This window comes from Nesiotobacter zosterae (assembly GCF_033843645.1).
Lineage (GTDB): Bacteria > Pseudomonadota > Alphaproteobacteria > Rhizobiales > Stappiaceae > Pseudovibrio > Pseudovibrio zosterae.
In genome coordinates this window covers 95,165-108,477 of sequence record NZ_JAWXVZ010000005.1, presented here as the reverse complement: position 1 = coordinate 108,477, position 13,313 = coordinate 95,165, and the positions used below count along the sequence as shown (strand labels likewise).

Here is a 13,313-nt window from a genome sequence, read left to right as displayed (position 1 = left end):
GCTGATCACAAGACAAACACCAAAGGCCCGTTTTCCCACGGGCCTTTTCTTTACCTAGTCGGTCTTCTCTGTTTCCCGCAGCTCTGGAACGTTTGTCTGATCCAAGTTTCTGTAACTTGGATCCTCCAAAATTTTGGCTCTGAACAAGCCCATAGTGAGATCTGACAATGGTGGGATCAGAAATGTCTTCTGCAGCCATATGCCGACGACCAAAGGTATTGGAAACGCAATCACCGACCACTTTCTGTGAAGTCTTGCCTTGATTATCCGCGCAGCTTTTTCGGCTGATATTTTAAAAGGCTTTGCGCCAAGATGCCTTGCAGTCATGCTGCTGGCTACAAATCCAGGATAAATGACCGCAACCGCAACGCCAGTACCCCGCAACTGGCCACGCAATGCAGCACCATAATAGGCAATTGCTGCCTTGGTTGCCGAATAACTTGGCATATCTGGAAGTGCTCTCAGGCCAGCAAGCGATGATACAAAAGCAATCTGGCCATGGCCCCGCGCTTTCATGCCGGGCAAAACGGCCTGTGCAGTCTCAACTGCGGCCGTATAGTTGACCTGCGTCAGCCGGTGCGCCTCCTCCGGATCTTCCAGACCGGTCTCATCCTTTGTGCCACAGGTTACTCCGGCGTTCGCAATCGCCAAATCCACCGCGTAACTGTTGTCGAACGCCTGCAGTGTTGCGCGCAGCACTTCATGGTTTCTCACATCCAACTCGATTACATGCACGTGGGCGCCTTGGGCAGCACAGTTGTTGGCAACGGTGCTGAGCTGCTGGCGGTCTCGCCCGATGAGCGCGAGGCGAATGTTTGGGCCCGCATAGGTCTTGGCAAGAGCCGCGCCAATTCCCCGACTGGCTCCAGTAATGACGATTGTCATTTCGGTTGTCGTCATTCCCCTCTCCTCATAGCCCGAGTTTCCGCGCAGCCCAAGAGATGTACTGCAAAGCCAAACGCTTCGAACGCCCTGCAGTGCGTTCCCTCATTTCCATCAATCGGCGGATAAGGATCTCAGGTGTCGTAACGTTAAGAGTTATCGGGTCTATGGCTCGCATGTATTCGACCAGCGTGATGTAAAGGAGCTCTTCGAGGCTTCTCTGCCGCACCCGCAAGAGACTTTTCGTGCGATCATCGGTCAGCCCCCACCCCGCATAGAACGGCAGCCCGTAGGCTGTGACCGGTTTGTCTCGAACCAGCGCCTCAAAACCCGCAAGAGAGGAAAAGGTCACCACACGATCTGCCCGCTCTATGAGATCGATGATATCGGCATTCGAAACAACTTGATCACAAAGCCCTGCCGCAACGGCCTCTGACACCTTTCCTTTGCGAAGGTCCGCCGCAACATCAGGATGCGGTTTGTAGACCACGTAAGCCTCCGGGAAGTCTTCTCTGACATTTTTCAGGAGATCGATATTGATGTTTGGACTGTTCTCGCAGTCCAACAGATCCGACTGCCCCTTGCGCACTGCCATGTCATCAGCAACCTGTCCAGGAACCAAAACAACTTCCTGCCCAGGGCCTGCTGCTAGTTCAGGGGTGGCACCTGTCAGATTGTATTTGGAAACCCGCGCCACTTCCAAAATCCGTTTGAGCTCTTTGCCACGTTCCAACTGTCTTGCAGAAAGGTCGAGCTGGTTCAGAAGTCTAAACAATCGACTGTCGGACCGAGGATCGTAGTAGATGCCACGATCATCAAATGCCACAGAAGCCCCCGAAATGAGGCCCGCCCCCAAACCCACAGAGCGCACGAACCCGTCTTCGATGCGCTGGAAAATGATTTCTTCCTGCCGGCACACCTCAATGATGCTGTTCGGAACAGAGTTCCCCCATCCAATCAGGCGGCTGCGTGTTTTTGCTGCTTCTTTAAATCCTGTCTCTGGATCTTTCACAAAACGCACATTGCGCCCACGACCGATCAGCTTTCCAATGCCGCGATGGTTCCAGGGTTTGACGCCAACGCATATGGCGGGCTGAAGCGTTTCGGCGGCATGCCTGATTTCAGCCTCTTTGAGATCCAGCGCTTCGCGCTCACCAATGCGTATGCCGTCGTTGCATAGCCACACCTTCTGCCTATCGGCCGCGAGCTTTGGCGGCACAGGTCCTCGCTCATAATTTGACTCCGAAACGGCGACCAACTCACTGGCAGCGCTGTAAATTTCAAAGCAACGCACGGTTGTTCCCGCGACCTGATGGCTGACATCCTGCGCTGGTTTCGACCAAATGTAGACAGTGTTTCCTGACTTCTGCGCCCAGCGCCGTGCGTTCGCCAACTCAACGCTTTCGCGCATCACAAAGCCAATTTTCGCAAGCGCAAGGGGCGCGCCCGGTACCCCTGCTTGAAGGTTTAAAGCGCGTACCAAATCCTTGGCAAACCTGCGGCTTTCGGAGTCAAAGCAATAAATGGGTGTCATGACGCGACCTCCCCAAGTTCACCTTGTTCAAAATTCGGCAGTACCTTTTGTTCCTCCGGCGGCTCGGAAAGTTTCGTGACGAAGGACTTTACTGCGGTTTCCAGACCGGCAGCGTTATGGATCGCACCTTTGACCTGCGTGTGTTTCTTGAGCAGGCGGACAAAATCGGCGAGCAATGCCGAACTGGGCGCGCAAGGCGCACGCCAAAAATCATGTAGTGGCTGTTGATCTGTAAGCCCCTCAAAGCAATAGATGGGCGAAGACAATGCCTTAACAGGGACACCTTCGAGCATGGCTTCAAGGCCCGCGGTCGAGTTGACCGTAACCACCCCTTGAACCACCTTGAGCCACTGCGCCATGGCGCCACCGCGCACGAAATGAACCCTCTGCGCGCAGCCGAGTTCCGCGCTGAGCCGTGCCACTTGATCTGGCCACTTTTCAAAGCCTGCATCCAGAGGGTGTTCTTTGATCACCAAGTTTGCATCGATCGGAGAACTAGTCGCGAACGACCTCAGAATAACTTCGAGCGCAGGGAGCATGCTGCCAAAATCCGATTTGGCTCGGATTTGATAATCGCCTTCAAGCTGAAGAGGGAACAGAAAAACGTTTTTCCTGCCTTCCAGCGAATTCTGGAGAGCACTCGCGTGCTCTTCGGCTCGGCGTTCGCCAAGGAGTTTTATCGCCCAACGCGCATATTCTTCCAAAGGGTTGTAAAGTGTATGCTTTTGGTAGCGCGGATAGAAGTACCACAGGAAGTAGTTACTCAAGTTGTATAGGAGATCTGGCAGCACCTGATAGCGCAGGAACCGTGATGGAAACTCTGCTTCCTCTCCAATGTTCGGCAGCACCTTTGCCGAGCGTTGTATTTCTTTCGGATCTTTAGGAAATCCGCCATATGGCTGCGCCTCTTGGCGCTGCAGTGTCATGAACCCCGGTCGAACCAACCCCATTTCACTTACATAAACGCGAATGCCGTTTTCACGCGCCAAGTCGATCGCGCATCGATGATAGAAGCGCTCGTCCCCGTGGCAGATCAGATCAGTCGGCCGCCAGGATTTGATGAGGCTCTCGAAATAGGCTCGCCAATCCTTCGCTCTCCCCCGATAGCTTCGTGTCTCTCGGCCATGCCAATAGATCCAGTCTCCAACGCACAGGTTGATGCGCAAGACCGGCGCGCCTTGCCCAATCAACTCCCGACCCACTCGGCAATAAAGAGGTGACAGAGGACCCTGGAGAAACAGGTAGCGGCGTTCGGGCAAGTCTTGCCGAGTTTCCTTGCGCCTATGAGTACGATGGGGCCGCTCCTTAAAGCTCATGTTCAAGCCCTGCCCAATCGTCTTCTTTGTGCTGCTTTTTGCCTCTTGTCTTGATTTGCGCTCGTGATGTTACCGGGATGCCTTGGGCAATCGCCTTTTTCAGGCGCGGCGGTTCATTTTCCAACGCGCCCGGCAAATTTACAGTCTCGGCGATGAGCCTTTCAGCGGCGGCTACTGCGGCAGCTTTACGCCCCACTCGAGTATAAAAGTTGCCTTTAACCTGAATGGTGCTGGCCAGCACCTGTTCAAAGGCGCGCAGTAGTCGCTGGTCCGGCTTTTCTGGATCATACCAAAACTGATCCAGTCCACCTTGAAACGTCAATCCGTCAATGTCGTAGATGGCAATGCCGAGTATCTTTACGGGGCACTTCAGCCTGAGGGCGTGAAGCCCTGTGGTGCTATTCACCATTATGGCACCGCGTGCGGCTTTCAAAAGCGTGGCCAGGTTCCCGCCATCAATGACATGAACCCGCCTTTTGACGTGATACTTGCGTGACAAGCGGCGAATGATTGCGGCCCAAGGTTCAATTCCATTGTCAAGCGGGTGCACTTTGAACACCAAGTGCTGAGCCTTGGGCGCATGACGAGCGAAACTCGCTATTGTCAGCTCGATTGCTTCACTCAGATGATTAAAGCGCGAGTTGTAGCGCAGCTGATAATCACTTTGCAGCTGAAGCGGAAAAACAAAATAACCGGCAGCAATCTCGACCACATCTTCAATGAGCATGTTGGCCCCCTCGTCCTTTCGTCTCGCCATTAGAAGCCGAGGGATCATTGCCAGATATTCAAAGAGCGGATTGTAAACCTTGTCGTCGTCGAAAAGGTAATAGGGCCAGGGGAAGAAGAAGTTGAGCAGGTTGTAAAAAACCTCCCCGAATGCCTCGTTAAAAAACGGGTACGGATATTCAACTTCGGTGGAGACAGGCATCATGTTCTGCGCCAAGTCTCTGATCTTCTGCGGTTCTTCGGGAAAGCGCGAGTAGGCTCCCATGCCATCTCGCTCAAGGGTCACCCAATCTGGCCTCAAGTACCCAAATTCATAGGCATAACAGGGAATGTCGAGTTGGTTGCAGACTTCATTGGCGACGGCATGGTAGGGGAACCTGTCCTGATAGTAGACAACGTCCGTCACTTTGTTTTCAAAGAGAAACCGGCGCAGGTAAACTTCCCAGTTGGCGAGCCGCCCACGATAGGAAACGGAGCGTTTGTCGTGCCAAAAAACCCAATCACCAATGCATAGGTTGATGCGAAGAGTTTTGGCTCCTCGTGCTTCAAGTTCGTCTGCCAGCTTTCGAGCAAAAACGGAGGGTGGACCTTGCAGAAACAAGAAAACCCTTTGCTCTGCATCCATGGCCCCACCCCACTCAAGCAACCCTAGCCTCGCATTGTGCGCGGCCTCTTACTCAACTCAAATGCCCTATGCCTGTTTTAAACCGCCGCCAGCGGCGAACAATCCTAGAAAAACTCCAAGCGGTTTACCGTAGAAACGTTTGAGATCAGCGGTGAGATGATCTGCAGGAACTTGCCGAACTCTGCGGTTGGATGGTTAGCGACATATAGGATGTCCTTATCCTTCATTTGCACAAACCGCGCCCGAAGGAACCCGTCCGCATTTCGCAGGTTCAGGCGATAAACCACCGGCACCAAGGTGTAAGCCGAAACGTGAGCATCAAACCGCCCCGGTGCCATTTGACGAACCAGCCCCGCCTCCTCGAACCTGAACAGGAAGATGCCAGCAGGATCGGCAGTGAAGTCCCGAATACCGCCCACATAGGCCAGCGCTTCTGCGAGCGTAACTTCCTGCGTCCGGAATGGAACCAGCTGTTCCTTGGTCACCGCCCCAAACACTGAGAAGCTACGCGGGCGATGGGAGAGCAAAATGTTGTCTCCCGAAGACACCCAAATGTTGTTCTGCGGATTTTCGATCAGGTCTTCAAAACGGGCGGTACCTGAACGCGATCCGCGTTTGAGCGTCACGACGGTTTCATAGGAGGCTTCACGTGCCCCTCCCGCTTCGGCAACCAGCTCCAGCAGTTTGGAGCCACGAATTGAGATCGGATAGCGCCCTGGCTTGACCACGTCCCCCACGACAACTGCGCTGTTGCTCTGGTTGCTCAGGACCGTGATCAGCACCTGAGGTTCGATCGCCTTTCCGATCAGCTTGTTCTGGACCGTCGTTCGCAGCCCTTCAACGGACAGACCCGCAGCGCGAATACGGCCAGCGTATGGGATGAAGATGAAGCCGGCCTCGTCAATGACTGTCTCGATGCCGGATTGCTTCGAGCGCTCGGTAGAAAACAGCCCATCGGGTGCGGCTTCCCAAATATGAATATGGATGGCATCGCCCACACCCAGCCGTGTCCCTCTTCCTGCCACGGGGACAGCGCCAAACCGATTGGCAAAACTCTGCGGCTTGTAATGACGCAAAACAGAGATTGCCTGATCATCAAGACCGATCAGTGTGTAGTTGGCAAGAGCTGCGTCCGACGCAACTTTCTCAGAGGTAATTGCCGCTGAGGATGGGCCCTGAGCCGGCAGCGCACCACACGCTGCCAAGATAACCGAAATCAAAAAGACTGTTATCCAGCGCATCAAGAGTTCCAAGCGAATTCGCAAACCAAGATTCAGGCTCCGAGCGATTCCCGAAACCAGACGGGCCAAATTTGACGCAGAGCGGAAAATTAAACAAACGCAACAAGTTAGTAGGAATTAGTTGTTAGGTACTATTAACCATAAAGCAATCAGAGAAAGGCGCCCGCCTACTGTTGGTATTGCCGATTCTACTCAGGCGGATTGTGGTCTCCTTCGGGGTTCACAACTCTGAATTCCAAACAAATACTCTCATAAACCCTAGGCAATCGGCTGCACCCGAGATCATCCACAATTTGTTGGCAGTCTTCCTCAATCTCGTCGGATATCTTCCCGATCCTTCATCGCGGTTGCACATGGGCCAAGAAGTGTTTGCAAAACAACGGGTGCCATGGCATGGACCAAGAACAACAACAGCCTTGAAGGCATTGGGGGTTTTCCTTTTAGCAGGCTCATCCCCTCAGAACTGATGTTTGGTGAGTTTTCGCGGATCCTGCTTGGGGCAACGACCTTATAAGGTTGAAATGGCAGGGATCTTGTCGGAGTGGTTTGTGGGGCTTGGTGTGTACGCATCTGCGTCAAAGAGCAGGCATATGTTGAAGCGGCTGGGTGTAATTACCTGCGTCGTTGCAGCTCTTGCCATGCCCGCAAGTTCTGCAGCGGAAGCGTTTAGCCTGTTTGGGTTCCACCTCTGGGGTGAAAAAGAGCCTGAAGCCAATCTTGCAGATGCTATCCCCGAACCAACAGATTTTGCGGTAACGCTCGAACTGTCCCCCGATCCGGCCACCAGTGAAGTCAACACAGACTTGAAGTCCGCGCTCGAAACCAACAGTGAGCTGTTCAGCAAACAAGACGCCCCCGTTTCAGGTGAGGCAGGCGTACTGGCGCTGGCTGCAGGCGATTTTGAGCGTCTAGTTGGCACGCTCTACACACAAGGATACTATGGCGGCGTCGTCACTATCCTCGTAGATGGCAGACCTGTCGATGCAGTGATAGAAGACCCCACCCCGATCTCCGCCCGCCCCATTCCGGTTGATATCACGGTTACGGCCGGACCTGAGTTCACTCTTGGCACCGTGGACATTCACTACAATGTTGCACGCGACGCCACTTTGGGCCAGCTGCCTACGGCGGAGGCTTTGGGTCTGCAACAAGGAGCCCCAGCGTTCTCGGAAAAGGTGCTGACTGCAGAAACAAGAGGATTGCGGGCATTTGAAGACCTTGGATACCCGAAAGCGGCAGTCAAGACACGCCGTCTGACGGCAAACCATCAGACCAGCACCCTTGATGTCACGCTCGTCTTTGATGGTGGCCGCCTGGCGAAGTTCGGCCCGGTAACTGTTTCCGGCACCGAACGCGTCGATCCCGAGTTCATCCGGACATACGCCAACATCCCAGAGGGTGAGCGTTATGACGCGAAAATCCTGAAACGCGCTGAGACCCGCCTCCGAGACCTTGAGGTTTTTGCAAGTTTGCGTGTGCAACCCGGCGAGACAATAGCCCCCGATGGAACTCTCCCGATCAATATTACCGTGTCCGAACGGCCGCGGCGCGTTTTCGGGTTTGGCGCAAACTGGTCAAGCAACGAGGGGTTTGGCGTTGAAGGCTATTGGCGCCACCGTAACTTGTTTGGACAGGCAGAAAAACTTCAGCTTTCTGGTTCTGTGGGGCAAATCGATGCCGTAGACCCGGAAGATCTGGAATATGCGCTGCGCCTTGCCTTTGAAAAACCGGGCGCATTTGGCCCCACGACAGCTTTCACGACCAGCGTTGCAGCCGTTCAGGAGCGCCCTGACAACTACAGGTCCCGTTCGATTTCCGCTGACGCATTCTTCGTCAAAGAGTTTGATGAAAAGCTATCTGCGCGCGTGGGCGGAGAGCTTTACTTTGCTAACGAAGAGGATGTTTTTGGCAACAACAACTATTTTCTCGTTGGCATTCCCGGATACGTGACCTACGACAGCCGCAACAACGAGTTCAACCCGAGTTCCGGCATCTTTGCGGAAGGGTTTATAGAACCTGCCATCGATGCGCTGGACAGCTCCCCACTGCTGTTCTCCAGATTCACGGTTGCGACCTACAAGAGCCTCGATGAAGCCGAGCGTTTTATACTGGCAGGACGCTTGGGGACCGGGGCGATCTACTCCGACAGCGTTGAGGACGTGCCTGCATCCCGGCGCTTCTTCCTTGGTGGCGGCGGTTCAGTGCGTGGCTACGCCTACAAAAACATTGGCCCGCGCGAAGGGGATGAAGTCATCGGTGGCCGCTCCTACCTGTTCTTGAACGGTGAGCTGAGAACCAAGATTACCGACACCATTGGATTGGTCGGCTTTGTCGACGCTGGTGCGGCCTACGACACATCCCTGCCCGACTTCAGTGAACCGCTGCAGGTTGGTGTTGGCGCTGGTCTGCGTTACTTTACCCCTGTAGGGCCGCTTCGCCTTGACGTGGGCGTTCCGCTGGACCCAAAAAACAATGATCCATCCTTTGCCATATACGTGGGTCTGAGCCAGTCATTCTAGTTTAGAATACCTGCTGGGCTCCCCACCACAGATGAGGACGTTACCCGTGATCCTGCGCATTCTTGGAGTGTTGGCCCGTTTGGTCTTGACCGTAATCGCGCTGGTGGCCATCAGCTATGGTGCGTTGGTGGCAACCAGCCAGGTCGAGCAAGGGCGCGTTGCACTTGGCAATGTGATCACAACATTTGTACCGGGTATTGAGGTGGATGCCCCTGCCCTGAGCCTCGGCGGCAACCTTGAAGTGGCACGTGTCGCCTTGCGCGACGCAGATGGGGAATGGCTCTCGGTAGACGGCATCGCGTTGGATTGGTCCCCCCTTGCGCTGATCAGAGGCAACGTTGAGATTGAACGCTTAAGCGCCGCCTCAGTCAGCGTTGTACGCCGGCCTTCCTTAGCTCCAGAAACGGAAACAGACACGGATTCAACAGCAGAACAGCAAGCGACCTCGCTTCCCTTTGCTGGCTCGGTGCAGGACTTCAGCGTTCAGGAGATATCCATTGCGCGCTCAGTTCTAGGCGAGCCGATTACGCTGAGCCTGAATGGCTCCGCTTCGGTGACGCCAACTCCGGAGATTGTGAGCCTCACTATTCAGGCTGAACGACTGGACAGCATCAAGGGGAGCGTGGACGCTACCGTCACACTCAATCTTGCGGACTTCCGATTTGACGTGGACACCATGGTGAGCGAAGCACCCGGTGGGCTGATTGCTTCGCTTCTGGAGATACCTCAATCCCCATCTTTTGATTTTGATCTGATTGGCAAGGGATCGCTGGATGCGCTGGAAGCCAACATGGCTTTGGCACTTGACGGTGTACCGACCGTTGGCGGCTCCATAACCATGGATCGCCAAGGGGCGGACAGGCTTTTCTCCGCTGACCTCAACGGCGATCTTCAAAGTGTCTTGCCGAGTGATTTGGAAGGTCTGTTTACAGGCCAGACCCAACTTGTTGCAAACGGAACGCTGGACGACACATTCTTCCCAACCAGGTTGGATGCCAGTTTGGCGACAAATGCCATTTTCATCAAAGCCAACGGTTCAATCGAGAAAGGCAGCCGCACCGCTCTGCTAAAGGCGAATGTTGGAACACGCCAACCATCCGGCAGCAAACTCGCCCTGCCAATTCCAGAAATAGGCCTGAGCCTTGACCGCTTTGATGCCACACTGACAGCAGATGGCGCACTGGAAGCTCTAGATTGGACACTGGTTGCGGAAAGCGCCGGTGTTGTATCGGAACTTGGAAACATGCAGTCGCTTCGTCTGAATGCCCAAGGGACCGGTGCCTCAGCGCTAGCCGATCAGCTCAGAACGCCACTGAAGGCCAATATGGTGATGGAAGGCGTTGAACTGAAAGGTGGTGAGTTTGCCAAGCACCTGCCGACCGCAGCCTCTCTTTCCATGGAAGGTGCTGTGGATCTCAGTGCCCAAACTGCCCGCATCAGCTATCTGTCTGCGGTGAGTGATGAAGCCTCTCTTCGATTGGAAGATGTAGTGGCTTCAACTCAAGAAATAACCGCACTGGGCATGATGCAGGCTGATGATCTGACCCGTTATGCTGGCCTTGCCCAACGCCCGCTTGCAGGCGCAGCCACACTCAACTTCGAGCTGGTAGGATCGCCTCAAGAACGCAGTGCGAATATCCGTTTTCGAGGTCAAACGCAGGATCTCCAGATTGGGGTGCTGCAAGCGGACAACCTGCTGCGCGGCGTCACAACCCTTTCAGGACACATGGATGCACGCATACCAGAAGACTTTCCGGCGCAAGGGAAGCTGGTGATCAATGATGCGGAGATTTCTTCTGACCAGTTTTCAATAAGCACCCGCACTTCTTTAGAGAACGGCGCAGTTGACGGCGAATTCCAGCTTTCCATTTCCGATCTTTCAATGCTGGATTCACGCGTTACCGGAGAGTTGTCTGCCACTTCGACCATTCAAGGCCCGGTTGATGCCGCTCAGCTTGATGTTGAAGCGACCACTCAAGATCTGGAGATGCTTGGCACGCCGGTGGATGACCTAGAGCTCAACAGCTCTCTGGTGCTTAGTGCCAGTGCACCGGAGGCGGATGTTTCCCTAAGGGGATCGCTGCGCGACAGGGAAATCCTGCTCACTGCCAATCTCAAGCCTTCCGGAGATGGCGCAGCCGTTGAAAATCTGGAAGTGCGTGTTGGCGACAATGAAGCTTCAGGCGAAGTTCAAATCGCAAATCTGGGGGCTCTTCCCGCTGGCATTACTGGTCATCTGGATGTGAACGCTCCGCAACTGGCGCAGATTTCCCCTTTGGTGCTGGCCCCCATTGACGGTGCTCTGGTGGGCCGCGTGCAGGTTCAGGATCTGGGCGGAGAAATGCGCATCGATCTTGATACGCAAGCCAGTGCGTTTGTCTGGGAGAGCATTGCACTTGAAAGCCTCAGTGCGCAGGCTCGTATCCTCAAGGCCCTTTCAGAACCGGAAGTGGATGGAGAGGTAACGCTCTCCAACCTAAACGCTGGGGCCGTTGTGGTTTCAAGTGCGAACGCAACCTCACGCACCCGTGGAAACGAGACGGCTGTTGTCCTCAACTCCGTTCTTGATGGGCCAGGAGACACATTCGACGCAGAAGTTGTGCTGCGCCAGCTCGACGACGGCCTTGAGGTGGACGTCAATCAGATCGCAGGCGCTTACCGCGGGCTTGAAACCAAGCTCAAGGAACCAAGCCGCATTTCCGCAAAAGCTGGCATGGTGTCCTTGAACAGGCCCCTCATCCTGGCTCTTGGAGATGGCTCGGTGACGGTGACCGGCGCTGGCGGGGAAAACCTTGATCTGGCATTGCAGGTGGACCAGCTGCCGCTGGAGCTTGTGAATGCTCTGGCTCCAAGCCTTGGGCTTCAGGGCCGCGTCAATGCAACAGCAGAGGTGACCGGTGCCCCTGCCTCACCGTCAGCGCAATGGCAAGTGAACGCTGAGGGCGTAGGCATCGCCGTAATGCGGCAAAATGAGATTTCACCTTTCGCGATTACCTCGAGCGGGAACTTGCGAGACAATGTTGTAACGCAAGAAACAAAAGTCACGAGCAATGCGGGACTTGATCTTGCTTCCACAGGCAAGGTGTCTCTCGCTCAAGGAGGCAGCCTTGATGTGCAGGCCTCCGGGCGCGTTCCACTGGAGGTTCTGCGGGCGCGCCTAATCCGCACCGGGCTCACCGGCTCTGGTTTCCTCAACTTGTCTGCCAAGGCCAACGGCGCGCTTTCTGCCCCCCAATTTACGGCCACCGCAACACCTGACGGCATGGAGATCACGCAGCTTGCGACCGGCCTCACGCTTGAGAATTTCAGCGGTGCTGTAGAAGCCAATCAGGAACGGGTTGCCGTGAATAATCTGGGCGCAAACCTGCGCACCGGAGGCACTATTCGGGTCAATGGCACGGTAGGCCTGAATGAAGGTCTCCCGATCGCGGTGACAGCCGTGGTTGATCAGGGCCGCTACATTCAAGGAACGCTGGCTGACGTTTTGATTGATGCTGACATGAACATGTCGGGCCCACTTGCGGCCCAGGGCCAGGCACCAAGGCTGAGCGGTACGGTTACAATCCAACGCGCCGACATCGGCATTCCAAGCTCATTTGGCGGTGGTGTCAGCCCCGTTGTTGTGCGCCACCTCAATGCACCAAAACCTGTCATGGATCAGGCTCGTGCGCTCGCCATTGATGCAGGTGAAACTGGCGACCAGTCTGCCGGTGGGAATGGAGGCACCCCCATCGAACTGGACCTGAACGTCAACGCACCCAGCAAGATTTTCGTACGCGGCCGTGGTCTCAACGCGGAAGTTGGCGGTTCTTTGCGCCTTGCAGGTACCACCAGTGACATCGAAGGCATTGGCGGCTTCCAGTTGATCCGAGGCCGTTTCGATATACTGAGCCGCAGGCTGGAGTTCCAACAAGGCTCCGTTACTTTCGATGGCAGCCTCACCCCCTACCTGAACTTTGCCGCCACCACTGCCACTTCCTCGGCAAATGTCACCATCGGCATTGTTGGCGAAGCAACAGAGCCGGAGATTACTCTAAGCTCCTCGCCAGAATTGCCGCAGGATGAAATTCTGGCGCAGCTCTTGTTTGGACAGTCGGTTACAGATTTGTCCCCTGTTCAGATCGCTCAGCTGGCCAGCGCTGTGACCACGCTGGCTGGCGGAAGCTCCGAAGGCCCGTTGGGCGCACTGCGAAACGTCTTGGGCCTGAGTGACATCGATGTGAATGTGAATTCGGAGGGCCAAGCCGAGCTGTCGGCGGGTACCTACATCAACGACAATATCTATCTGGGCGTCAAACAGAACGCCAAAGACGGTTCAAACGCCGCCAATGTTGATATTGAGGTGACGAAGGACTTGCGCATTCGCGGCGAAGCAGGCTCTACTGGAGACACTAAAGCGGGCTTTTATTTCGAGCGCGAGTACTAACTCTCCAAGGGCTTCAGGGCCCAAGAAAGCTGCATTGGAAGAAA

7 protein-coding genes are annotated in these 13,313 nt (G+C 55.0%); 2 read left to right on the top strand and 5 right to left on the bottom strand.

The annotated features are described in order from the left end of the window. Positions 1 to 54: 54 nt before the first annotated feature. The 5 genes from Q3Y58_RS08710 to Q3Y58_RS08690 all read right to left on the bottom strand — a co-directional run bounded on the left by Q3Y58_RS08710 (position 55) and on the right by Q3Y58_RS08690 (position 6,324). Positions 55 to 900, bottom strand: coding sequence for an SDR family NAD(P)-dependent oxidoreductase (locus Q3Y58_RS08710; RefSeq protein WP_319621958.1), 846 nt, complete (start codon positions 898 to 900; stop codon positions 55 to 57). Between the two features lie 10 nt (positions 901 to 910). Further along, entirely contained in the window at positions 911 to 2,416 is a 1,506-nt protein-coding gene (locus tag Q3Y58_RS08705) for a capsular polysaccharide export protein, LipB/KpsS family (protein ID WP_319621957.1), read from the bottom strand. Next, entirely contained in the window at positions 2,413 to 3,732 is a 1,320-nt protein-coding gene (locus Q3Y58_RS08700; RefSeq protein ID WP_319621956.1) for a capsule biosynthesis protein, read from the bottom strand. Before Q3Y58_RS08700 ends, Q3Y58_RS08705 begins: the two co-directional genes overlap by 4 nt. Continuing rightward, positions 3,722 to 5,083: a capsule biosynthesis protein gene (locus Q3Y58_RS08695; RefSeq protein WP_319621955.1), complete on the bottom strand. Its 1,362-nt coding sequence runs from the start codon at positions 5,081 to 5,083 to the stop codon at positions 3,722 to 3,724. Before Q3Y58_RS08695 ends, Q3Y58_RS08700 begins: the two co-directional genes overlap by 11 nt. A gap of 104 nt (positions 5,084 to 5,187) precedes the next feature. Continuing rightward, positions 5,188 to 6,324, bottom strand: coding sequence for a polysaccharide biosynthesis/export family protein (locus Q3Y58_RS08690; RefSeq protein WP_274217132.1), 1,137 nt, complete (start codon positions 6,322 to 6,324; stop codon positions 5,188 to 5,190). Positions 6,325 to 6,914: 590 nt separating this feature from the next. Between Q3Y58_RS08690 and Q3Y58_RS08685 the strand changes: the two genes are divergently transcribed. Further along, positions 6,915 to 8,843: an autotransporter assembly complex protein TamA gene (locus Q3Y58_RS08685; RefSeq protein ID WP_319621954.1), complete on the top strand. Its 1,929-nt coding sequence runs from the start codon at positions 6,915 to 6,917 to the stop codon at positions 8,841 to 8,843. A gap of 46 nt (positions 8,844 to 8,889) precedes the next feature. Beyond that, complete coding sequence (locus tag Q3Y58_RS08680; protein WP_319621953.1) at positions 8,890 to 13,269, top strand: translocation/assembly module TamB domain-containing protein; 4,380 nt, start codon at positions 8,890 to 8,892, stop codon at positions 13,267 to 13,269. Positions 13,270 to 13,313: the final 44 nt, after the last annotated feature.

Bases quoted from the DNA above. Each gene is read 5' to 3' on its own strand.
- Q3Y58_RS08710 (WP_319621958.1), bottom strand. From the start codon at position 900: ATGACGACAACCGAAATGACAATCGTCATTACTGGAGCCAGTCGGGGA.
- Q3Y58_RS08705 (WP_319621957.1), bottom strand. From the start codon at position 2,416: ATGACACCCATTTATTGCTTTGACTCCGAAAGCCGCAGGTTTGCCAAG.
- Q3Y58_RS08700 (WP_319621956.1), bottom strand. From the start codon at position 3,732: ATGAGCTTTAAGGAGCGGCCCCATCGTACTCATAGGCGCAAGGAAACT.
- Q3Y58_RS08695 (WP_319621955.1), bottom strand. From the start codon at position 5,083: ATGGATGCAGAGCAAAGGGTTTTCTTGTTTCTGCAAGGTCCACCCTCC.
- Q3Y58_RS08690 (WP_274217132.1), bottom strand. From the start codon at position 6,324: ATGCGCTGGATAACAGTCTTTTTGATTTCGGTTATCTTGGCAGCGTGT.
- Q3Y58_RS08685 (WP_319621954.1), top strand. From the start codon at position 6,915: ATGTTGAAGCGGCTGGGTGTAATTACCTGCGTCGTTGCAGCTCTTGCC.